This is a genomic window from Prescottella sp. GW823-FHT02E09 (genome assembly GCF_058797375.1).
Map to the genome: position 1 here is coordinate 1 of NZ_JBXAJP010000001.1, position 22,311 is coordinate 22,311.

The following is a 22,311-nucleotide window of genomic DNA, read 5'->3' on the forward strand; positions in this document are numbered from 1 at the left end:
GACCCCCGCCGAAGTCTTCGACGAACAGCTACGCTCAATCCAGCAGTCCGGTGTTGCATCGACCAGTTGAACACGCCTAAATCACATCTCCGGCATTTCGGTTTCATTGCACCGTTTGCCACATTTTTCGCATTCGAATTGGTTTCTTGCCCAGTCGGTTCCGGCTGTCTCGGTTCCCGGCAGATGTCGGGCGCGGCACTGGCGCGAGCTACCCGACAGGGGGCGGGGCCGGACGGTGTCACCGACCGATCGGTAGTCGGCGAGGATGACGAACGCATCCACGCCCTGCGCTGTCACCACTTCCGGAACACGCCTCAGGTGCGGAGCAGTTCGGCCTTGCGAGCCGGCGATGCGAAGGACGCCTCGATAGAGTTGCGCGCGAGTGTCTCGACCTCGTTGTCGGTCAACCCGATCCCGGCCCGCAACTGGGCGATGTTCTCCCCCAGGTCACCACCGAAGTACGCGGGGTCGTCGGAGTTGACGGTCACCCGCAGACCCGCGCGCATCATCGTGCGCAGGGGGTGATCGGCGATCATATCCACCACACGCAGGCGGACATTCGACAGCGGGCACACGGTCAGAGGAATCTCCTCGTCCACCAGACGCTGCACCAACGCCTGGTCCTCGAGGCAGCGCACACCGTGATCGATCCGCTCGGCTCCGAGGAGATCCAATGCCTGCCAGATGTACTCGGGCGGCCCCTCCTCGCCGGCGTGCGCGACCACGTGCAGCCCCTCCGCGCGGGCCCGGGCGAACACGTCCTCGAACAACGTCGGCGGGTAACCGACCTCCGCCGAGTCGAGTCCGACGCCGATGATCGGCGCCTGCAGTCTGAGGATCTCGGCGAGCACCTCCTCGGCATCGTGCACGGGCTGGTCGCGCAGGAACGCCGCGATCAGGCCGCTACTGATGTCGAACTCCTGCTCGCTGGTGGCGAGCGCGTCGAGGATGCCGTCCAGGACCACCTGCAGCGGGACGCCTCGCGACACGTGCGCCTGCGGGTCGAAGAAGATCTCCGCGTGCCGCACCCCCGCCGCGGCCGCACGGCGCAGGTAGTCCCGGGTGAGGTCGGCGAAGTCGTCGGCGGTCCGCAGCACCGCCATGTTCGCGTAGTACAGGTCCAGGAACGACTGCAGGTCCGTGAACTCGTAGCGCGCTTCGAGATCGGCCAGGTCGACATACGGCAGGTGCATCCGGTTGCGCTCGGCCAACGCGAAGATCAGCTCCGGGCCGAGTGCTCCCTCGATGTGCATGTGCAGCTCCGCGAACGGCAGCGCGGTCATGTTCGTCAACGCCCCTTCCACACGGGTGCCCGCTTCTCCGCGAACGCGGTCGCCCCTTCCCGCGCGTCCTCGGAAACGAACACGGGGCCGATCACCTCGAGCTGCTTCGTGAACGCCTCGTCGGCGGGCCAGTCGCGGGCACGGACGAGGACCTCCTTCGTCTTGGCGACCGCGAGCGGGCCGTTGGCGGTGATCCGCTCCGCGAGCTCGAGTGCGCCGTCGAGCGCGCCGCCCGGCTCGGTCAGCGTGTTGACGAACCCGTACGCGGCGGCCTCCTCGGCCGTGAACGGATCGCCGGTCAGGGCGTACTCCATCGCCTTCTGGTACGGAATCCGCTCGGGCAAACGCAACAGGCCGCCGGCGCCGGCCGCCAGCCCGCGCTTGACCTCCGGGATGCCGAACTCGGCCGCGCGCGACGCCACCACGAGGTCCGTCGCGAGCACCAACTCGGTACCGCCCGCGAGGGCGTATCCCTCGACCGCCGAGATGATCGGCTTGCGCGGAGGCTGCTCCGTGAAACCGAGGCCCCGGCCCGGCACCACCACGTTCTCGCCGGCGACGAAGGCCTTGAGATCCATACCCGCGCAGAAGTTTCCACCGGCCCCGGTGAGGATGGCGAGCGACAGACCCGGATCCTCGTCCAGCTCGTCGACGGCGGCGGCCAGGCCACGGCTCACCGCGGCGTTGATCGCGTTGCGCGCCTCCGGACGGTTGATCGTGATCACGAGCACCCGATCGCGGCGGTCGAGCAGGACCTCATCCGACATCGACATATCCCTTCGTCGTGGAACACAAACCTGGCGCCCCCTGCAGCCACGACCGTACCGACCGCCGGTCGACGCGTCCCGTGGAAGTCCGGGGCAGCGCGGGCACGCTCGCACACAGCCGCCGCGACGGGCGGTACCCCGCCAGCGCCGTTCGGAGGTGCTCGCGGACCGTGTCGAGGTCCACACCGGAGCCGGGCTCCCCGACGACGGCCACCCCCAAGTCGGGGCCACCGGGCGTCGTCACGCCCACCACCACGGCCTCCGACACCCCGGGGCACTCGAGCAGCGCGACCTCGATCTCGCGGCCGTAGACGACCCCACCGGGGAACTCGACCGCATCCCCGGCCCGGCCCGCGATACGGAACGAGCCGTCCGAACCGACCCGCATCACGTCGCCGGTGTGCAGCCATCCCCCGACCGTCGTGCGGGCGGTGGTCGCGGGATCGCCCCAGTAGCCCCGCATCACACTGGGCCCCCGGCACCACAACTCGCCGACACCCGGATCGGATTCGGCGACAGCGAATTCCATTCCCCCGTGTGGAGATTCGAGCAATCGGTCGCCGCCCGCGACACCGCCGACCCGTTGGATCAGCCCGGCACCGCCGGTCTCCGTCATCGCCCAGCCGGAGACTACGTCGGCGGCCGGGAAGCGGTCCCGCAGCCGCCGCAGCATCGGGGACGAGAGCGGCTCGTCGTCGAGCGCGAGAGACCGCACCGCGTCGAACTCGGCGCCGGGCGCCCGAACCATCTGCCGGTAGAACGGAGCGGCCACCGAAAGACGTTCGACTCGTTCGACGTCGAGGGCACGCAGCAGCGTGCCGACGTCGGCGTTGGACTGCAGGACGACGGTGCCGCCCACGACGAGCGTGGGAAGCAGTTGCGACACACACGCCGCCGCCGAACTGAGCGGCAGGGCGATCGCGTGACGAAGCCCTCCCGCAACTCCGCCATCCAGTTCACGACCCCATGCCCCGATGACCGACTCGATCGTCGAGAGCACGTTCTCGTGACAGAGCTCGACGCCCTTCGGTGGCCCCGTCGTTCCGCCGGTGTAGAACAGCAAGGCCGAATCATCCGGCCCCGCACCGTCGTCGATGAACGGAACCCCCTGCGGCAGTTCGTCGTCCAACACGAGGACACTGCCGCTGTCGGCCACGATGTGCTGCGCCTCCGCGGCGTCGAGCCCCGGGTGGATCGGCACCGGCACGCCACCGGCCAGCAGCACACCGAGGAACGCCTGCACCCAACGGGCCCCGTTCGGCATCCGGATCGCGACACGGTCACCGATATCGACCCCCTGCTGGAGCAGACCCCCGGCCACTCGCGCCGCCGACGTCCACAACTGCGTGTGCGTCAGGCGCTCGCCGCCGACCTCGACGACTGCTTCACGGGAGCCGAAACGGTGCGCCGCGACGTCGAGGAGTTCGGTGAGGGAGGAGGTCAGCCCGGTGTAGCGGAGCAGACCGTCCGCGCCGCGCACCAACCGGTCGTCCCGCAGGCGATCGGGCCCGACCGGGTACTCGAGCAGCGACGCCATGCCCACCTCCACCGAGTAGGTTCCACCAGCACGACTATATGACCGTCGTCACATTCGCGCCGTCGAACCGCCGGCTCGGCGCGCCGCTACTCCCCCGTGTACGTGGCATGCCCCGGGCCGACCTCGAGGAAGCTGCGGACCGCTCCCTGCAGGTCGGCCGTCCCGAACAGCGCGCCCGAAGTTTCCGGTGTGATCGAATCCGCCTGCGCGACACCACCCGAACGCCACGCGGCGACGATGGTCTTGGTGGCGGAGTGCGCACGGGTGGGACCGTCCGCCAGGCGCGCGACCAGAGACCGGGCCTCGCCGTCGACATCCTCGTGCACGTAGTTGACGACACCCCACGCGTGCATGGTCGCGGCGTCGTACAGGTCCGCGGTCATCACCAACTCCCGAGCGCGTCCCGATCCGGCGCGTTCGGCCAGTCGCTGCGGACCGCCCATCGACGGCGTCAACCCGACGACGGTCTCGACCAATCCGAACTTCGCCCTCGGTCCGGCGACGATGATGTCGCATGCGAGTGCGATCTCGAACGCCGCGGTGAGAGTCAACCCGTGAGCGGCGAAGGCGACGGGGCACGGCAGGGCCTCGAGTGGATGCGCGATCTGCGCGAACAGCGACTGCCACAGCTCGCTGCCCTGGTCCGCGGTGAGTCCGTCGAACACATGGACATCCACACCTCCGGAGACCACCTTGCCCTCGGCCCGCACCAGGACCGCCCGCGGCGGCCTCGCGGTCAGGTCCGCGATGTCGGCGATGACCGCGTCGAACATCGCCCGGTCGAACAGATTGAGCGGTCCGTGCGCGAAGGTCAGGATCGCGACTTCGGCACCGGCGGCGGTGGTGACGCGCTCGAGCCGGGTCGGACGGGATCCAGGAGAAGAGGCGGCGTCGGGTTCGGTCATGGGCTCAGAATGCCACCGTCACGCGGCGGGCGCGATCGACGACCCCAGCACCGTGGTCATCGCCCGACCGAAGCTGTCCGGGTCGCCGATGAGCCAGCCGTGACAGCCCGGGACCCGGTGCACGTGCGGGTCGCGCAGTGCTCCTCGCAGGGACTCGAAGCTCGCACGCGGGATGAACGTGTCGCCGTGACTCCAGACCAGGGTGGTCGGTACCCCACGCTCGGCGATCCGGGTGGCCTCCGCCCGCAGATCGGCGCCGCGGGCCAGTTCACCGATCCGCCACAGCGTCGCGGGGCTGCGGACCGCATTGCGCAGTGCATCGCCGGCGATCGCCGCGATCGCGATCGCCGGTGGCCTCGCGAGGAGAGCATCGACGGCCGCGGATGCTCCCCACCGCCAGAGAGGACGTTCGCGAAGTGCGCGCGGCGGGCCGCCGGGCGCCCACGCCCCACCGCCCACCGAGTTGACCAGCACCAACCTCGACACCCGCGTCCCGAGATCGTGCGTCGACGCGATCCCCACCCCGCCGCCGAACGAGTGCCCGACCAGCGTGACGGGCCCGTCGACACCGACCGCGTCGAGGAACCGGTCCAGCCATCGCGCGTAACCTCCGAACCCGTCGTGGTGCGGGGGCAGGGCGTCGGTGCCGGCGAAGCCGGGCAGCGCGGGCGCGTACACACGGGCACCGGTGGCCGCGAGCCGCTCGACTGCGCCCGCATAGGTACGGTGGGTGAGCCCGAATCCGTGCAGAAAGACCACCGGCTCTCCCGACCCTGCCACCCCGTACTCGGCGTTCCGTCCGTCCACGACGACGTCCCGCCAGCGGACCGGCTCGGAGCGGGCGTCGATCGAACAGTGGACGGGCGGATGCTGGCGCACGGGACGACCTCGTTTTCCGGTGTCGGACGGGACAGGTCACAGCGTGCCCGGGAATCGCCCTGTCGGGGACCGTGGATCTACCGGTTTCGATACGTGTTTCGTCGCGACGGGTATCCGCACAGGTCCGCGAAACGACCTGGTCAGGTGCGATCGTGTTCGGCCACCCAGGCCGCGATCTGGGCGCGTGATCCGAAGGCGAGCTTGGCCAGCACGCGTTCGACATGGCCCTCCGCAGTGCGCGGCGAGATCACCAGCTCCTCCGCGATCTCGCGGTTCGTCAGCCCGCGTGCGACGAGATCGGCGACCTGCCTCTCGCGGCGGGTCAGCGAAGGCGTCTCGGGTGCCGGAGTCACGATCTGCATCGGCGCGGTCGGGGCATCCATCTCGCCACGGGACAGGTCGAACCCGTCCCGGCGCCCGAGCGCGTAGTCGACGGCCTCGGCGAACTCGAGCGCCGCCCCCTTGGCGAACGCCGCCTCGAACGCCCGGTCGCCGAGAATCTGACGGCACAGCCGACGGCATTCCTCGTGATGGACGAGCATGGTCGGTATCAGTACCGGCGGCACCCCCATCGCCTGCCGCAGGGCCTCGGCCGCACCCGACAGGATCGCCGCCCGCTCGCCCTGGCGCGCGGCGGCCGCACCCCAGGCCGCCGACTCCAGGCATCCCGCCCCGGCGAAATGGTCGTCGACCACCCGAGTCAGTTGCAGCGCCTCGATGAACAGGCCGGTGGCGCGGTCTCGATCGCCCTGCCGCCACACGCTGAGCCCCAGCAGGAACATCGCCCGCGCCCGATACTCGTACTCCCCACGCGCGGCCGTGATCGCGAGGACCTCCTCGTGACACGCTCGCGCGAGTGCGACGTCTCCGTTCATCCCGCCGACGAGCCCGAGCGCCTGCAGCACCCAGATCAGGCGATGTGGATCGGGTTCCCCCCGCAACGGCCCGAGTGCCCGCTCGAGGAACTCGATCGCCGATGCGAGCTCACCCCGATACAACGCCTGGCGACCGAACGCGTGCGCGACCATGGCGTCGACGACGGGATCGCCCAGTGTGGCGGCGAGGAGCTCGCCGTGGCCGGCGAGTTCCGCGCCGGCCACGAAGTCCTCCTGCATTCCGGCCAACTGGCTGGCCGCACACAGCGCCGCGACCCGCAGAACGCCGGGCCGGTCCTCCGACGCCGCCAGCGTCCTCGCGAACCAGCGTCGACCCTCACCCAGCATCCCGCGGCAGAACCAGAACGGGAACAGCGCGTTCGCCATCCCCACCCCCGCGTCATCCTCGCCCGGGTCGCTGACGCAGAACTCGAGTGCGTCACGCAGGTTCGCCTGCTCCCGGTCGAGTCGAGCCATCAACTCCGGCTGTCGGGGCCCGATCCAGTCGGCGGCCGCGCGTTCGGCGAAGTCACGGAACCAGTTGCGGTGCTGCCGCCGGAAATGCACGTCCTCGCCCGATTCCGCGAGCTTCTCCAGGCCGTAGTCGCGGAGAGTCTCGAACATCCCGTACCGCACCACCGGGCCGGAGCCCTCCACGAGGAGGATGGACTTGTCGACCAGCGAGGCCACGATGTCCAGAATCTCACCCGGCGCGGCGTCGTCCACGCAGATGCCCTCTGCGGCATCGAGTTCGAACCCACCCGAGAACACCGCCAACCTGGTCCACAACCGACGCTCCGGCGGCGTGCACAACTCGTAGCTCCAGTCCACCGAGCAGCGCAGCGTCTGCTGTCGTGTCGGGGCGACCCTGCTCCCCGCGGTGAGGAGTCGGAACCGGTCGGTCAGCCGCTCCAGGATCTGAGCCGGGGACAGGGCGCGCACCCTGGCTGCGGCCAACTCGATCGGCAGCGGTAAACCGTCGAGACGGTGACAGATCCTGGCGATCGCAATCCGATTGTCCTCGGTGACAGCGAAACCCGGTAGCGCCGAACGCGCTCGATCGACGAACAGCGTCACCGCCTCGTATCGGGGGAGCACCTCCAGGGCCGGTGGGACGTCCGGATCCGGTACCGGCAACGGCAGCACCCGCAGGATCGACTCCCCGCCCACGCCCAGCGGTTCCCGACTGGTGGCGAGCACCCGCACGCGGGGGCACTCACGCAGAAGCACCGACGTCAGCGCGGCAGCCGCGGCCACCAGATGTTCGCAGTTGTCCAGGATCAACAACGCGTCCCGATCGGCGAAGTGTTCACCGAGGAGGTCCAGCGGCGACCGGGCCGCCTGGTCGCGCAGCCCGAAGACGGCGGCGACCGTGTCGGGCACCAGCTCCGGGTCGTGTAGTTCCGCGAGCTCCACGAGCCACACACCGTCCGCGAACTCGCGCCGCACGTCCTCCCCGACCCGCAGCGCGAGCCGTGTCTTGCCGACGCCACCGATTCCCGTCAACGTCACCAGCCGCGCCGAGGAGAGCAATCGCTTGGCCGCAGCAAGCTCGCGCCGACGTCCGATGAACGTGGTCAGCGCGGATGGCAGATTGCCGGCCCTGCTCCGGGCGGTGGTCGCCATCAACCGTCACGCTCCCTCGCGCTCCCTGCAGCTTCGACGGTACGCCCCGGCCCCGGATGCCGGGGCGCGGTCCAGCGTGCCGAGCGCCCCTTCGCCTGGACCAGGATCTCGCGGGTCGCGGCCACCAGACGCTCCAGCCACGGGCCGGTGCCGACCTCCCGCCGTAGCGGCTCGTTCGGGAGTTCGATGCTCACCGGCAGGTCGTCGGGGAGCGTCGCCCAGATGTCGGCGAGCGGGATTCCACCCGTTCCGGGCACCAACCGTTCTTCCCGTACATGCCGGATCAGCTCGGCGTCGTCGGTCGGCGTCGGGACCGAACCGTCACACATCTGGGCATAGTGCAGCCACTCGCGCGGGATCGCCCGCAGATCGTCGAGCGTGGTCGTGGAGCGTCCGACGTGGAGGCCGTCGACGAGCACACTGCGGGCCGGACCGTCCGCCTGCGAGACGATATCGACGGCGGCGGTCGCATCGGGGACCGCCGTCCACGGCATGAACTCGAGGCTTGCGACGATGCCGTACGGAACGCACAGTTCGGCCAGTCGCGCGTACGAGTCGGTCAGGCGGGAACGGTCGGGATCGTCGCCTCCGACCAGCACAGCCTTGGCACCCAGCCGGGCCCCGGTGTCCAGGAGCGGCACGTAGTCCGCCGGATCGAAGTCCGCGCCGAGTCGGATGATCTCGAGGTCGAACACGTCGATCGGCGAGTCGGCAAGCCGCCGCACCAACCTGTCGAGGTCTGCCGGGTTCTCGTGCAGGGGGTACGCGGTGGTACCCGGCGCGGCCGGCAGCAGCCGGATCCCGATCGTGTCGAACCCGTACCGTTCGGCGAGGTCCACCTGCTGCATCGGCGCGGTGTCGAGGACGGTGAGGGCTGCCAGGCCCAGCTTCGCGGTCACTTGGTGTCTCCGGTCTTCGAAGTGGATTCGGTCGAGGCGAGGCGGCGTCCGGTGAGGAAACCGAAGGTCATGGCCGGGCCCAGATTGATGCCACCGGACGGGTAGTGACCACCCATGACACTCGCCTGGTCGACACCGACCGCGAACAGTCCGCCGATCGGCCGGTCGTCGCCGTCGAGGACCCGCGACGCCGAGTCGGTCACGAGGCCGGCGAACGTGCCGAAACTGCCGGGCACCACCTTGACGGCGTAGAACGGGCCCTTCGCCAGCGGTGCGAGGGACGGGTTGGGCCACGGGTTGTCCGCGTCCCCCGATCCGCGGTTGAACGGCGTTGTGCCGCGACCGAACTCGGGATCCTCACCGTCGCGTGCACCCTCGTTGAAGGCCGCTACCGTCTTCTCCAGTCCGTCCGGGTCGACGCCGATCTTCTCCGCGAGCTCCCGCACGGTCTTCCCGCGGGTGAGGTACCCCGAACGCAGATAGGGCCAGATCGGAATCGGCAGGGGCTTGGCGAAGCCGAGCGGCAGGTACCGCATGTACTGCTGGTCCGCGATCAACCACGAGCACACCTCCTCCCCGTCCGGCACCTGCTCGACCATCGCGAGTGTGTAGTCGTGGTAGCCGAGGGCCTCGTTGACGAAGCGGCGACCGTTCGCGAGCACACCGATCGCGCCGGGCTTGCCGCGATCGAGGATGTGCGGGAACACGCCCTGCCTGCCGTTGCGGTACTTCACGATCGAGACGGGGCAGTACGCGACGGGCGAGCGAGCGGTCGAGGCGAGCGAGCGGTCGAGGCGAGCGAGCGGTCGAGGCGAGCGAGCGGTCGAGGCGAGCGAGCGGTCGAGGCGACCGCCCACCGATTCGCCGAGACCGATGCCGTCGCCGGTCGTGGTCGACGGGGTGAGCGTCCAGTGATCGCGGCCGGTCGGGTTGCGCGGGAACAACTCTCGACGGCGATCGATGTCGTGGGTGAAGCCGCCTGTGGCGAGCACGACGCCACGGCGGGCCTGCACGGTGTAGGCACCGTCCGACCCCTCGAGGCGGACGCCGACGACATGCCCGGCGGAGTCCGTCTGCAGCGCCGTCGCCGACGTGCTCACCCGGATCTCGACACCCGCATCGAGAGCCGACCGGAGCATCCGGCCCACCAGCGCGGTGCCGTTCACCAACTGCTGACCGCGCCGTTTCGTGGCAAGGTCGATCAGGTGCTTGGTCACGCGAACACCGCAGTGCACGAACGCCTTCGGCGACCGCGTCGAGTGCAGGAACGCCTGCAGGTCGGGACCGGCCATGATGCCCATGCCCAGGAACGAGGTCTCGTACAGCTGTCGGCGAAGCAGCGCGGCCACGTCCGGGCCGAGCTTGCGCAGACTCACCGGCTTCGGGCCGACCGACCGGTGGCCCGTGCCGGCACCCGGGGTGTCGCCGTGGATGTCGGCGATCTTGGCGCCGGGCACGAACTGCAACGCGGTCTGCTTCTCGAAGAACTCCACCATGTCGGGTGCGCCGTCGAGCAGTGCGTCCACCTTCTCGGCGTCGAAGTTGTCACCGAGACGATGCTCCAGATAGGTGCGCGGTAGCGAGCGGTCCTCGTGGACGCCGTCGGCGTGCGCGAACATGTTGCGGGGCGTCCACATCCAGCCGCCGGACCACGCCGTCGCGCCGCCGCACACGTCGGCCTTCTCGACGACGAGCACCGAGGCTCCTCCGTGCGCGGCGGCGATCGCGGTGGAGAGCCCGCCCGCGCCGGAACCGACGACGACGTCGTAGGCGAGGCCGCCGTGGGGCTGGTCGGAACTCATCGGGTCTCCTTGTTTGCTGTGGTGAGAGTTGTTGCAGGCGTGAGGTCGACGACCCGCCCGGTGCGCGACGACTCGTAGATCGCAGCGACGATCGCGAGCGAGGCCCGCGCGTCGCGCCCCGTCACGGCCGGCGCACGGCCGGTCAGCACCGCGTCGGCGAAGTCCTGCACCTGCCGCGTGTGGAAGTCGGTGAGCCGGGCGTTGACTTCCCCGACGTCGAGATTGGCGTGCGTCTCGGGCGAGAACGGGGTGCGCAGTTCGAGTTCACCCGGCGCCGTCCAGATCTCGTTGACGCCCTCCTGCCCCTCGGGGAACTCGAGGACGCTGGCGATCGCACCGGTCCGGCCGATCACGGTGACACGGTTGCCGAGATTGTGATTGGCACCGGTGGTCGCGGTGACGGTCGCGGTTCCGCCCGACGCGAACGAGACGACCGCCGAGGCACTGTCCTCGGTCTCGATGTGCTCGCCGTGCGTGTGGGTGCGGATGAAGCCGCTGCCGGCGCCGTCTACGGCGCGAGCGGAGGGCGCGCCCGCTACTGACCGCACTACCGTTGGGTCCCGTGGACGCGCATCAGATCGACATCATCCGGCTCGCCTGGTCTCGGGAACTCGGTATACCCGACCGCGCGCTCGACACCCCCGGCACCCGCCACGTGCGGGTCGACGAGGCCGCGAATCGGATCAGATTCGTGACGGTCGCCGGTGCGAGCGCGCTCGTCGGCCCGGCATGGGCCACCGAACGCGCGGAGGACTGGTCCGACGACGACCTCGCCCGCTCCGGCGCCTTCTCCGCGCTCGCGAAGGACCACGCGGGCCGCAGCGCCGGACCCACCGAGCTCGCCTGGGCTGCGGACTTCGGAACGGCCACGGCGGTCGAGGAACCACTGGTCTCGCACGACCTGGCACACGTTGTCGAGCTGCAGAACCTCTGCCCGCCCGACGACGTCGCGGAGGCCGGCCTCGCCGACAAGGGCAGCTGGTTCACCGTCGTCGACGACGCCCACCGCCCGCTGTCCTCGGCCGGTTACACGGAGTGGCAGGGCATCGTCGCGGACATGGGCGCCCTGACCGCCCCGTCGGCCCGTCGACGCGGATTCGGCGCGACCGCAACACTGCTGGCCACCAACGACGCCCTCGACGCGGGGCTGATCCCCCAGTGGCGGGCACACCGCGACAACGTCGCATCCCGCCGCCTGGCCTCGGCGCTGGGCTACGAGGAACTCGGAACCTTCGTGTCGATCGAGGTGGCTCCCAGTACCGTGTGAAGCGGGGGAAACGGCGGCCGCGATGCCGAGACACGGAGCTGATGCGCGATGAGCGAGAGCACGGAAAGCAGGAAGGGCACCGAGGACGTCGGAGCCGATTTCGTGGAACCGGGCAAGGAATTCACCCGCGACACGAACTACATCACGACACGGATCACCGCCGACGGCCGTGACGGCTATCCGGTCGAGCCGGGCCGGTACCGCCTGATCGTCGCCCGTGCCTGCCCGTGGGCCAACCGATCGATCATCGTGCGCCGCCTCCTGGGACTGGAAGGCGTTCTGTCCATGGGCATCTGCGGCCCGACCCATGACGAGCGCAGCTGGACGTTCGATCTCGATCCCGGCGGCGTGGACCCGGTGCTGAAGATCCCCCGGCTGCAGGATGCGTACTTCGCGCGCTTCCCCGGATACCCCCGCGGAATCACGGTGCCGGCAATCGTCGAGATCGCCACCGGGCAGGTGGTCACCAACGACTTTCCGCAGATCACGCTGGACCTGTCGACCGAGTGGAAGGAGTTGCACCGTGAGGGCGCCCCCGACCTTTATCCGGAGGATCTGCGCGGCGAGATCGACGAGGTGTCCGAACTGGTGTTCCACGACGTCAACAACGGCGTCTACCGCTGCGGCTTCGCCGGCTCGCAGGAAGCGTACGACAGCGCGTACGAACGCCTGTTCGGGCGCCTCGACTGGTTGACCGAGCGTCTCTCGACACAGCGGTTCCTGGTGGGCGACACCATCACCGAGGCGGACGTCCGTCTGTTCACCACACTCGCCCGGTTCGACGCGGTCTACCACGGCCACTTCAAGTGCAACCGGAGCAAACTGTCGGAGATGCCGGTGTTGTGGAACTACGCGCGGGACCTGTTCCAGACGCCCGGTTTCGGGGACACGATCGACTTCACCCAGATCAAGCAGCACTACTACATCGTCCACAAGGACATCAATCCGACGCAGATCGTGCCCAAGGGCCCGGACCTGTCGCACTGGCTCGAACCACACGGCCGCGAAACGCTCGGCGGCCGACCGTTCGGCAGCGGCACCGCACCTCACCCACCTCGACCGGAAGAGGTTGTGCCACTGTCACACTGGGCGAGCGCACAGAGAGACTGACCCGCTATTCACCGGTGTAGGTACCGAAGCTCCAGTACACGCCCTCCGGATCCCGGCACGTGAATCCCCGGGAACCGTAGTCCTCGTCCTCGAGACCCTGGACCACCGTCGCCCCGGCATCGACGGCGCGCATGTAGAGCCCGTCGGGATCGTCGGTGACGAGGTACACCGCGCCCACCCCGGTGGGCAGGTCGACGAGGACGGAGTCGGGGCGGGGCGAGCCGAGCATGATGCCGCCGCCTCCCGGCCACGCGAGCTCGGCGTGATCGACGCGGGTCCCCTCGCCGTAGACCGACTTCTCCTCGAACCCGAACGCCTCGACGAGGAAGACGATTGCCCCGCGGGCGTCGGCGTAACGCAACGCCGGCCACACCCTGGTCGTCTCGGCCATATCCGACACCTGCTTCCGCTCTCGGTCACGGACCGCTCCAGCGTATCGCGGGGTATCCGTCCCGGACCGGGGAATTCGGGGGACGAGCGCCCGGTTTCCCTATAGTCGGATGCGAGACAGTCGGATATCGCGTGACCGGACGACCGACCGCCGGATACCGAAGTGAGGACTGATGATGGGCCAGAAGCAGGGACGGGTGGAGTCGACCGTCGTCTCCGTCCTCGACAATGCGAGCCGACTGCAGGCGCCCGCCGTAGCCAAATACGTCGAGCGGGTCCGCCGGGCACACCCCGACGAGAGCCCGGCTCAGATAGTCGCGCGGATGGAGAAGATGTTCCTGACCGCGGTCACCGGCAGTGGCAGCGCCGTGGGAGCGGCAGCAGCGGTTCCGGCCGTGGGAACCGTGACCTCGATCGCGGCGGTGGGTGCCGAGACCGCGTTCTTCCTCGAGGCGTCGGCACTGCTGACCCTCGCGATCGCCACGGTGCACGGCATCTCCCCGCAGGATCACCAGCAGCGCCGCGCACTCGTGCTCGCGGTGGCGCTGGGAGCTTCGGGCATGGAGATCGTCGAGCGCGTGACCGGCGTGACCGCGACCAATTGGGCACGCCTCGTCACGGGCCGGATTCCGCCGAGCACGATGCGGGCGCTCAACAGCTCGCTGGTCCGCAAGTTCGTGACCAAGTACGCGGCGAAGCGCAGCGCGCTCATCCTCGGCAAGCTGCTCCCCGCCGGGGTCGGCGCGGTGATCGGTGGTGCCGGAAACCGCGCGATCGGCCGCGGCGTCGTCGACAACGCGCGTGAGGCGTTCGGCCCGGCACCCGCCCAGTGGCCGGACCGACTCGGCACGGCGGTCGGTGACGCCCGACTGCAGGTGGTCCCGCCGCTAACGGGCGAGGGCCGACGTTTGCAGTCCTGACATCGGACCCGGCCCCGACGAAAGGACGTCGCCGTGTCCCCCGCCTCCCCCGACGTTCCCCACGTGCTCGTCTCCGGATCGGGCGATCGCACGGTGGTGCTGCTCCACGGCTACTCCGATCACGGCGGCACGTGGCAGAAAGTGGTGCCGACACTCGGCGAGCGCTTCCGGGTCCTGGTCGTCGACCTGCCGGGTTTCGGTCTCAGCGCCGGATCGTGGTCCGAGCCGTTGATCGACGGCTACGTCGGCGCCCTCGCCGCCCTCGTCGGCGCCCGGACCGGACCGGTGAGCGTGATCGGCAACTCGCTCGGCGCGGTGACCGCGCTGGCCTTCGCCTCCGCGCGTCCCGACCTGGTGACCGATGTCGTCCTCGCGGACATGCCCGGGGTCACCGGGATTCCACGCTCGTGGACCGGAGGCGCACGGCTCGGGGCGGACCGGGTGACGCGGGTGCTCACCGGGCCGGTGCCCGACCGGTTTCTGCAGCGGATGATCGGGACGCTCTATGCCGGCGCGGCCCTGCGCCATCCACGCCGGGCCGATGCCCGCGTGCGCGCCGGCTACTCCCGGCACTACGCCACCAAAACGCAGGTGGCCGATCTGCTCGCGATCGGGCGGGTCGTCATCCGGGAGATCGCGGAGATGCCCGTCGCGACGATGGTGGACGAGCTGACCGTCCCGGCCCTCCTGCTGTGGGGTGCGAACGACCTGCTCACCCCGGCACGCGCCGCCCGCCGCATCACCCCGACGATCGACCGCCGCGTCGCGGTCATCCCCGATTGCGGGCACTGCCCGCAACTGGACTGCCCCAGCGAATTCCTCGCCGAGGTCCTGCCCTTTCTCGACCGTTGAGCACATCGTGCCGATCGGTACAGTTGGAGCCATGCGTGACCAGGTCCGAGTGTCGTTCGCTCGACTCGCGGCACTGTGTGCGCTCGTCTTCGGGGTCCTGGCGATGCACCACGTCACAACCGGCCCTCTCGTCTCGACATCGACCGGGGCGGACTCCACGCATCAAGCGGTCGGCCACCAGGTCGGCACGGAGTCGGACGGCTCCGCCGACGCTCCGATCCATCCGCCCGACCACGACAGCTTCCACATGTGCCTGGCGGTACTTCTCGCCGCGGCGCTCGCCCTCGCGGTGTGGTTGTTGATGCGGACCGCGCGTGAACAGCGCGTGCACCCACGCCGTGCGTCCGGGCCGGCGCGGCGAGCGGGGCGCGGGCCGCCCTTCGCGCCGTCCACCTCGGTCTTTCTCTCGTCACTGTGCATCCTGCGGGTGTGAAAGGGCCACTGCGGCGCGACCCCGGGTCGTTCCGGCCGCAGTCCGGTCCCTGATCTTGCACACGACTGCACACACGTAGAGGAAGAACACGCCATGAAAACCAAGCGCATGCTCGTCGGAATCGGTGCCGCGGCAGCCGCCGTCACCCTCGTCGTCGGCTGTTCGAACAACGACTCCGACACCGGCACCTCGGCCACCGGCACCGCCACGACCACGTCGGCGAATGCGTCGGAGACCAACGAACAGGGCGGCGCGCACAACGACGCCGATGTCGCCTACGTCCAGATGATGATCCCGCACCACGAGCAGGCCGTGGAGATGGCCGAGATGGTGCCCAGCCGGAGCGGGAATCCGGATGTCATCGCACTCGCCGCGCAGATCGAGAAGGCTCAGGCACCCGAGATCGAGCAGATGGAGGGCTGGCTGAAGGCCTGGGGCGTGCCCGAACCGAGCGCGATGCAGACTCCCGACGGCATGGACCACGACGGCATGGACCACGACGGCACCTCGGCCCCCATGACGTCGATGTCCGGCATGCCCGGCATGGAGGGCGGCCACGAGGGGATGATGACGGGCGAGCAGATGCAAGCACTGGAGAACGCGAACGGACCCGAGTTCGACCGCATGTGGCTCGAGATGATGATCGAGCACCATCAGGGCGCGGTCGCCAGCTCCGAGCAGATTCTCGAGACCGGTGAGAGCCAGCAGGTGCGCGACCTGGCCCAGCAGATCGTCGCCAGCCAGCAGGCGGAGATCGCCCAGATGGAAGCTCTCCTGAACAAGTAGTCCCGCTGCAGACCTGCACACCCGGCGCCACCAGCGCCGGGTGTGCAGTCGAGACCGGCCGGTACCCTCTCAGGCATTCGATCGACTGTGATCGTCGCGAAGGGGGATTCGTGAGTTCAGCCATGCAGTTCGGTCCGCCCGGGGCCTACGGGCCGGGTGGGGGCCACGGCCCGGCCGGTGCCGGGGGGAGCTACGGCCCGGGAGGGCCGGCCATCGAGGTCCGGGGACTGTCCAAACAGTTCAAGACGATTCGGGCCGTGTCCGACCTGAGCTTCGCGGTCCCGCACGGCTCGGTCACCGGGTTCCTCGGACCCAACGGGGCGGGCAAGACCACCACTCTGCGGATGTTGCTCGGGCTCGTGCGCCCGAGCGCGGGCACCTCGACGATCCTCGGTCGGCCGTTCGGCGCGATCGACGAACCGGCACGCGCCGTCGGTGCCGTTCTCGACTCCCGAGGACTGCACCCCAAACGCACCGCGCTCGACCATCTCCGGATGTACTGCGCCGCGATCGGGGTGCCGGACGACCGCGCCCCGTACGTGCTGCACCTGGTGGGGCTTGCCGACGCGGCCGACCGCAGAGCCGGCACCTTCTCGCTGGGTATGCGCCAGCGGCTGACCCTCGCGACCGCCCTGCTCGGCGATCCGCAGATCCTCGTGCTCGACGAGCCGTCCAACGGTCTCGACCCCGAAGGCATCGCGTGGCTGCGCGATTTCCTGGTCGCCTTCGCCCGGACCGGTCGCACCGTCCTGGTGTCGAGCCACCAGTTGCGTGAGGTCGAGCAGATGGTCGATCACCTGGTGATCGTCAGCCGTGGGTCGCTGGTCTTCCAGGGCGCCATGGACCACCTGAGGAGCGCCCACCGCGCACGACTGCTCGTCGCCTGCTCCGACCCGGCCCGCCTCGCGACGGCCCTCGCGGCCGCCGGAATCATCGACATCCAGCACCTCTCCGACGGGCGGATCGCGATCTGCGGATCCGACCCCGCCACCGTGGGACGGGTCGCCGCCGACGTCGACGTGACGGTGTTCGGCGCGTCCACCGAACACGTCGACCTCGAGCAGGTGTTCCTGGCGATGACGTCGGGGCAGTACGCGGCCCCCGGTCACCGCACCGGTCCCGGTCTCCCGCCGCCGGGGCCACCGGGTCCCCCGCCGCCGGGATACGGCGCCCCACCGGGGTACGTCCCACCCCAGCCGCCCCAGCAGTGGTTCGGCCCGACCGACGGAGGTGGACGGTGACCACACGCCTGCTTCTCGCAGAGTTCCGCAAGGTCACGTCCCTCCGCTTCTGGTGGGCGCTGGGTCTGGCCCCGCTTCTGGTCGGCGTGATGGCGAGCGCGATCAGCGTCCCGATGTTCAACGCGGTCGCCGACGAGATCGAGTCGAAGGAAGCGACGACGGCCGCCACCGCGATCGGGCTGTTCGTGGCGCTGGGCCTGGTGTTCCTGTTCGCAGCACTGTTCGGGGCCGTCAACTGCGGTACCGAGTACCGCCACTACACGCTCACCACGACCTTCCTCACCGCCCGCGGACGCGACGGTGTGCTGGCCGCGAAGCTCGCGGTGACGGCCGCATTCGGCCTCCTCTACTGCCTGGTCATCGAGGTCGTGAGTGTGCCCCTGCTGCTCGTCCTGTCGGACGACTTCGAGCTCGACGGCACGATCGCCGGACTGCTGGTGATCGGGCTGGTCGCGTCGACGCTGTGGGCGCTGATCGGCGCCGGACTGGCCCTCGCGACGGGGTCGTCGATCGGCGCGGCCGTGGGGCTCGTGGTGTGGTACGTCATGGGCGAAGGCATCGTGCGCCTGGTGCTGGCCGGCCTCGGCGCCGACGTGGTCGCCCAATGGCTCCCGGGATCGGTCACCGTCACCGCCTTCGTCGGCTCCATCGACGACGGCGCGCTGGACGGCATCCCCGACTGGCCGCTGTCGTTGCTGGTGCTGTTCCTGTGGGCCGTCGCGTCGTGCGGGCTGGGCTGGTGGGCGACCCGCTCGCGCGACATCACCTGACACCGCGGACCGCGGACCCCGGCCCCGACACGACGTGTCACCGGGCCGGACTACCGTTGATCGCAATGGCTACACACGACGCGACATCGGTGTCCGGCGAGCACCGCGGCTGGATACGACGGCTCGGAGCCGAGTGCTGGAATCACCGCCGGACCGCGGTCGGGGCGCTCACCGTGACGGTGGTGGCGGCGATCATCGACATCGGCTTCCCGCTCCTCACGAAGATCGCGCTCGACGCGGCATCGGCCGGCGAATCGACCGCCACCGAGGTCATCGCCGGCGTCGCGGGCCTGATCGCGGTCCTCGCGCTCGTCCGGTTCGGCTGCCAGTACGGCCGCCGGATGCTCGCCGGCCGGCTCTCCCTCGACGTGCAACACGACCTCCGCCTCGGACTGCTCGGGTCGCTGCAGCGCCTCGACGGCCGCGGCCAGGACCAGATCCGCACCGGACAGGTGGTCTCCCGTTCCATCACCGACCTCCAGTTGGTGCAGGGCCTGCTGGCGATGGTGCCGATGTCGGCGGGAGTGGTGCTGCAGTTCGTCCTCGCGCTGGGGATCATGGCGTGGATGTCGCCGCTGCTCACGCTGGTCGCGCTCGTCGTGGTTCCGGCAGTGGCGCTGGTGGTCTACCTGGTGCGGCCCGTCCTGTTCGCCGCGACCTGGTCGGCGCAGCAGCGGGCCGCCGACCTCGCCCAGCACGTCGAGGAGACCGTCACCGGTGTCCGGGTCGTCAAGGGGTTCGGGCAGGAGGCGCGGGCGGTCGACCAGCTCGAGGACCTCGGTCGGACGCTGTACGCCGAGCGCATGCGGGCGGCGCGGATCAACGCACGGTTCGCCCCGTCGATGGCCGCACTGCCCCAGCTCGGTCTCGTCGGCGTGGTCGCGCTCGGCGGCTACCTCGCCCTCCACGGCACCATCACCGTCGGCACGTTCCTGGCCTTCGCGGCGTACGTCGCGATGATGACGACCGCGACCCGGACGCTGTCGCAGGTCGTGATCATGGCGCAGCTGTCCCGGGCGGCCGTCGAACGGGTCTACGAGGTGATCGACACCGAACCCGACGTCTCCGATCCCCCGCACCCCGTCGACCTCCCGAGCGGACCCCTCGGCGTGGACCTGCGCGACGTCGGGTTCGGCTTCGAGGAGGGCCGCGGAGTGCTCGCGGGCCTCAACCTGTCGATCGCGCCGGGCGAGTCGGTGGCCGTCGTGGGTCCAGCGGGCTCCGGCAAGACCGCGCTGTCGCTGCTGCTGCCGCGCTTCTACACCCCGAGCGCCGGGACGGTGTCCCTCACCTGCGACGGCCGCGAGTTCGACGTGTCCGCGCTGCGCGCCGACCAGCTCCGCGAGGCGGTCGGACTCGTGTTCGACGAGCCGTTCCTGTTCTCCGACACCGTCGCCGCGAACATCGCGCTGGGACGGCCCGACGCCAGTTCCGAGGAGATCCGCGCCGCCGCGAAGCTGGCGCAGGCCGACGAGTTCATCACGTCGCTGTCCGACGGCTACGACACCGTGGTCGGCGAACGCGGGCTGACGCTGTCCGGCGGGCAACGTCAGCGGGTGGCGCTGGCCCGCGCCCTGCTCGTCGATCCGCGGGTCCTGATCCTCGACGACGCGACGTCGGCGGTGGACGCGAACACCGAAGCCGTCATCTTCGACGCCCTCCGCGACGGTCGGCGCCGGACCACGCTGATCCTCGCGCACCGACGTTCCACGCTGACCCTGGCGGACCGTGTCGCGGTCCTCGACGGCGGTCGCATCGTCGACATCGGCACCGTCGACGAGTTGGACGAGCGGTGCGCGCTGTTCCGCACGCTGCTCGCGGCACCCGACTCCGCAGACCCCGCCGACTCGGACGGCAACGGTGACGGCGCGGCCCCGGCACCGATCGCCGAGCCCACCGAGGCACAGTTGTGGCCGGCGGTGAACGCGGCCGCGGACGACGAGTCGGCCCCGTCGAACGGATCCGCGCCGGCGGCGACGGGTGGCGGGCACGGCGGCGGCGGGCACATGGCGGGCGCCCTGGGCGGTGTCGCCGCGACCCCCGAACTGATCCGCGCCGTCGACGCGCTGCCACCGGCCCGGGAGGACCCGCACACCGACACCGGCGCCCTGCGCCGCGACGACTCCGAGTTCCGACTGGGCCGGCTGCTGCATCCGGTGCGCTGGATCCTGGCGGGCGTCGTCGCGTGCCTGGCCCTGGACTCGCTGATCGGCATCACGTTCCCCTCCATCGTGCGGTACGCGATCGACCACGGAGTGTCCGCCGGTGACGCGGGCCCGCTGTGGACCGCGACCGCCGTGGGCACCGTCCTCGCGCTCGTCGGCTGGCTCGTGGTCGCGGTCCTCACCGTGATCACCTCCCGTGCCGGGGAACGTGTGCTGTTCGGGCTGCGGGTGCGCAGCTACGCGCACCTGCAGCGGCTCGGCCTCGACTACTACGAACGGGAACTGTCCGGCCGGATCATGACGCGCATGACGACCGACGTCGATGCGCTGTCGTCGTTCATCCAGACGGGATTGTCGACGGCGGTGGTCGCGCTGCTCACGCTCGGCGGCATCGCCGTCGCGCTCCTGGTGACCGATGCGACGCTCGCGTTGGTAGCGCTCGCCGCGCTCGTCCCCCTCGCGGTCGCCACGGTCGTGTTCCGCCGGGTGTCCGGCACCGCGTACTCGGTGTCCCGGGAGCGGATCTCGATCGTCAATGCCGACTTCCAGGAGAACATCGCGGGCCTGCGTGCGGCACAGGCCTACCGCCGCGAGGAGTTCGCGGCCCGGCGGTTCGCCGAACGCGCGGACAGCTACCGCCGCAGCCGGATGCGCTCGCAACGCGCCATCTCGGTCTACTTCCCGTTCATCACGCTGCTGTCCGACCTCGCGCTCGCCGCGGTCGTGTTCGTCGGCGCGCAACGGGTCGCCGACGGCTCCGCGACGGCCGGCACGCTCGTCGCGTTCGTGCTGTACCTGGGCCTGCTGTTCGGGCCGATCCAGCAGCTGTCGCAGGTGTTCGACGGCTACCAGCAGGCCGCCGTCGGACTGCGGCGGATCGCCGACCTGCTCGCCACCCCGAGCTCGATCGAGACCGCCGACGCCGGCGACACCGTCCCGATCGAGGGCCATCTGCGCGGTGACGTGACGTTCGACGACGTGACCTTCCGGTACCAGGGCGCCGACACCGACGCCCTCAGCGACATCGACCTGCACATCCCCGCCGGCACCACGGTCGCGTTGGTGGGCCGCACCGGCGCCGGCAAGTCGACCGTCGTGAAACTGCTCGCCCGCTTCTACGATCCGACCTCCGGATCGGTCCGGGTCGACGCGGAGGATCTCCGCCGCTACCCGCTGCACAGTTACCGGGGCCGGCTCGGCGTCGTCCCACAGGAGGCGCACCTGTTCACCGGCACGGTCGCGAGCAACATCGCGTACGGCCGACCGGACGCGAGCCGTGCGGAGATCGAGGCGGCGGCACGGGCCGTGGGCGCACTGCCGACCATCGCGGCGATGCGCGGTGGCATGAACCAGCCGATCGGAGAACGCGGGCAGGGCCTGTCGGCGGGTCAACGTCAGCTCATCGCGCTCGCCCGCGCCGAGATGGTCGATCCGGACCTGCTCCTGCTCGACGAGGCGACCGCGACGCTCGACCCGGCGACCGAGCGTGTGGTCCTCGAATCGAACCGAATGGTCACTCGAAAGCGCACGTCGGTGGTGGTCGCGCACCGCCTGGCGACGGCCGCCCGAGCCGATCTGATCGTGGTCGTCGACGACGGCCGGATCGTCGAAACCGGTGCTCACGGCACACTTCGACATTCGGGTGGGCACTACTCGAAGCTCTGTGATGCGGCGGCCAGTCAACAGGGGAATAATTCGTCGTCGAGAACCGTCATCGATGGTGACCGCATCGCAACAATGTGAGACAGCCGACACGCGGCGGACCGGATGCCCGAGCTCGACGCGCGGAGGCTAGCCTCATGTG

18 protein-coding genes and 1 pseudogene are annotated in these 22,311 nt (G+C 70.1%); 9 read left to right on the top strand and 10 right to left on the bottom strand.

Going from position 1 to position 22,311, the window contains the following annotated elements; all coding sequences use genetic code 11:
* Positions 1–314 precede the first annotated feature (314 nt).
* The 9 genes and pseudogenes from AC1RIF_RS00005 to AC1RIF_RS00045 form a co-directional block, all read right to left on the bottom strand.
* Entirely contained in the window at positions 315–1,283 is a 969-nt protein-coding gene (locus tag AC1RIF_RS00005; RefSeq protein WP_492600097.1) for an adenosine deaminase, read from the bottom strand.
* A gap of 5 nt (positions 1,284–1,288) precedes the next feature.
* Complete coding sequence (locus AC1RIF_RS00010) at positions 1,289–2,050, bottom strand: crotonase/enoyl-CoA hydratase family protein (RefSeq protein ID WP_492599333.1); 762 nt, start codon at positions 2,048–2,050, stop codon at positions 1,289–1,291.
* On the bottom strand, positions 2,040–3,587 hold the full coding sequence (locus AC1RIF_RS00015; protein ID WP_492599334.1) for a class I adenylate-forming enzyme family protein: 1,548 nt from the start codon (positions 3,585–3,587) through the stop codon (positions 2,040–2,042). Before AC1RIF_RS00015 ends, AC1RIF_RS00010 begins: the two co-directional genes overlap by 11 nt.
* Before the next feature lie 86 nt (positions 3,588–3,673).
* Positions 3,674–4,492 (bottom strand): enoyl-CoA hydratase/isomerase family protein, encoded by an 819-nt coding sequence (locus AC1RIF_RS00020; protein ID WP_492599335.1) that lies wholly within the window; start codon positions 4,490–4,492, stop codon positions 3,674–3,676.
* Between the two features lie 18 nt (positions 4,493–4,510).
* The gene (locus AC1RIF_RS00025; protein ID WP_492599336.1) at positions 4,511–5,371 is read right to left on the bottom strand and encodes an alpha/beta fold hydrolase; all 861 of its coding nucleotides are present in this window, start codon (positions 5,369–5,371) and stop codon (positions 4,511–4,513) included.
* A 140-nt stretch (positions 5,372–5,511) separates the two neighbouring features.
* A complete protein-coding gene (locus tag AC1RIF_RS00030) occupies positions 5,512–7,872 on the bottom strand; it encodes an ATP-binding protein (protein ID WP_492599337.1) in 2,361 nt (786 codons plus the stop codon).
* On the bottom strand, positions 7,872–8,771 hold the full coding sequence (locus AC1RIF_RS00035) for a sugar phosphate isomerase/epimerase family protein (protein ID WP_492599338.1): 900 nt from the start codon (positions 8,769–8,771) through the stop codon (positions 7,872–7,874). Before AC1RIF_RS00035 ends, AC1RIF_RS00030 begins: the two co-directional genes overlap by 1 nt.
* Positions 8,768–10,573, bottom strand: a complete 1,806-nt coding sequence (locus AC1RIF_RS00040) for an FAD-dependent oxidoreductase (RefSeq protein WP_492599339.1) — start codon at positions 10,571–10,573, stop codon at positions 8,768–8,770. Before AC1RIF_RS00040 ends, AC1RIF_RS00035 begins: the two co-directional genes overlap by 4 nt.
* Positions 10,570–11,070 (bottom strand): annotated as a pseudogene (locus AC1RIF_RS00045) (Gfo/Idh/MocA family oxidoreductase); the annotation flags it as partial. The pseudogene AC1RIF_RS00045 and the gene AC1RIF_RS00040, both read right to left, overlap by 4 nt.
* 65 nt (positions 11,071–11,135) lie before the next feature.
* Here AC1RIF_RS00045 and AC1RIF_RS00050 point away from each other — a divergent pair.
* Both AC1RIF_RS00050 and AC1RIF_RS00055 read left to right on the top strand, forming a co-directional pair.
* Complete coding sequence (locus tag AC1RIF_RS00050; RefSeq protein WP_492599340.1) at positions 11,136–11,840, top strand: GNAT family N-acetyltransferase; 705 nt, start codon at positions 11,136–11,138, stop codon at positions 11,838–11,840.
* A 48-nt stretch (positions 11,841–11,888) separates the two neighbouring features.
* Complete coding sequence (locus tag AC1RIF_RS00055; protein WP_492599341.1) at positions 11,889–12,950, top strand: glutathione S-transferase family protein; 1,062 nt, start codon at positions 11,889–11,891, stop codon at positions 12,948–12,950.
* A 4-nt stretch (positions 12,951–12,954) separates the two neighbouring features.
* Here AC1RIF_RS00055 and AC1RIF_RS00060 read toward each other — a convergent pair whose 3' ends face one another.
* Entirely contained in the window at positions 12,955–13,341 is a 387-nt protein-coding gene (locus AC1RIF_RS00060; protein WP_492599342.1) for a VOC family protein, read from the bottom strand.
* A 175-nt stretch (positions 13,342–13,516) separates the two neighbouring features.
* On the opposite strand from AC1RIF_RS00060, the gene AC1RIF_RS00065 reads away from it, so the two are divergent.
* From AC1RIF_RS00065 to AC1RIF_RS00095, 7 genes are all read left to right on the top strand, one after another.
* Positions 13,517–14,260: a hypothetical protein gene (locus AC1RIF_RS00065; RefSeq protein WP_492599343.1), complete on the top strand. Its 744-nt coding sequence runs from the start codon at positions 13,517–13,519 to the stop codon at positions 14,258–14,260.
* Between the two features lie 33 nt (positions 14,261–14,293).
* On the top strand, positions 14,294–15,112 hold the full coding sequence (locus AC1RIF_RS00070; RefSeq protein ID WP_492599344.1) for an alpha/beta fold hydrolase: 819 nt from the start codon (positions 14,294–14,296) through the stop codon (positions 15,110–15,112).
* A 31-nt stretch (positions 15,113–15,143) separates the two neighbouring features.
* Entirely contained in the window at positions 15,144–15,545 is a 402-nt protein-coding gene (locus AC1RIF_RS00075; protein WP_492599345.1) for a DUF6153 family protein, read from the top strand.
* 93 nt (positions 15,546–15,638) lie between these two features.
* On the top strand, positions 15,639–16,331 hold the full coding sequence (locus tag AC1RIF_RS00080; protein WP_492599346.1) for a DUF305 domain-containing protein: 693 nt from the start codon (positions 15,639–15,641) through the stop codon (positions 16,329–16,331).
* A gap of 110 nt (positions 16,332–16,441) precedes the next feature.
* Positions 16,442–17,572, top strand: coding sequence for an ABC transporter ATP-binding protein (locus AC1RIF_RS00085; protein ID WP_492599347.1), 1,131 nt, complete (start codon positions 16,442–16,444; stop codon positions 17,570–17,572).
* The gene (locus AC1RIF_RS00090; RefSeq protein WP_492599348.1) at positions 17,569–18,342 is read left to right on the top strand and encodes an ABC transporter permease; all 774 of its coding nucleotides are present in this window, start codon (positions 17,569–17,571) and stop codon (positions 18,340–18,342) included. Before AC1RIF_RS00085 ends, AC1RIF_RS00090 begins: the two co-directional genes overlap by 4 nt.
* Positions 18,343–18,407: 65 nt before the next feature.
* Entirely contained in the window at positions 18,408–22,250 is a 3,843-nt protein-coding gene (locus tag AC1RIF_RS00095) for an ABC transporter ATP-binding protein (protein WP_492599349.1), read from the top strand.
* Positions 22,251–22,311: the final 61 nt, after the last annotated feature.

Excerpts from the sequence above, each read along its gene's own strand:
- AC1RIF_RS00005 (WP_492600097.1), bottom strand. The coding sequence starts at position 1,283 with ATGACCGCGCTGCCGTTCGCGGAGCTGCACATGCACATCGAGGGAGCA.
- AC1RIF_RS00010 (WP_492599333.1), bottom strand. The coding sequence starts at position 2,050 with ATGTCGGATGAGGTCCTGCTCGACCGCCGCGATCGGGTGCTCGTGATC.
- AC1RIF_RS00015 (WP_492599334.1), bottom strand. The coding sequence starts at position 3,587 with ATGGCGTCGCTGCTCGAGTACCCGGTCGGGCCCGATCGCCTGCGGGAC.
- AC1RIF_RS00020 (WP_492599335.1), bottom strand. The coding sequence starts at position 4,492 with ATGACCGAACCCGACGCCGCCTCTTCTCCTGGATCCCGTCCGACCCGG.
- AC1RIF_RS00030 (WP_492599337.1), bottom strand. The coding sequence starts at position 7,872 with ATGGCGACCACCGCCCGGAGCAGGGCCGGCAATCTGCCATCCGCGCTG.
- AC1RIF_RS00040 (WP_492599339.1), bottom strand. The coding sequence starts at position 10,573 with ATGAGTTCCGACCAGCCCCACGGCGGCCTCGCCTACGACGTCGTCGTC.
- AC1RIF_RS00055 (WP_492599341.1), top strand. The coding sequence starts at position 11,889 with ATGAGCGAGAGCACGGAAAGCAGGAAGGGCACCGAGGACGTCGGAGCC.
- AC1RIF_RS00060 (WP_492599342.1), bottom strand. The coding sequence starts at position 13,341 with ATGGCCGAGACGACCAGGGTGTGGCCGGCGTTGCGTTACGCCGACGCC.
- AC1RIF_RS00065 (WP_492599343.1), top strand. The coding sequence starts at position 13,517 with ATGGGCCAGAAGCAGGGACGGGTGGAGTCGACCGTCGTCTCCGTCCTC.
- AC1RIF_RS00075 (WP_492599345.1), top strand. The coding sequence starts at position 15,144 with ATGCGTGACCAGGTCCGAGTGTCGTTCGCTCGACTCGCGGCACTGTGT.
- AC1RIF_RS00080 (WP_492599346.1), top strand. The coding sequence starts at position 15,639 with ATGAAAACCAAGCGCATGCTCGTCGGAATCGGTGCCGCGGCAGCCGCC.
- AC1RIF_RS00095 (WP_492599349.1), top strand. The coding sequence starts at position 18,408 with ATGGCTACACACGACGCGACATCGGTGTCCGGCGAGCACCGCGGCTGG.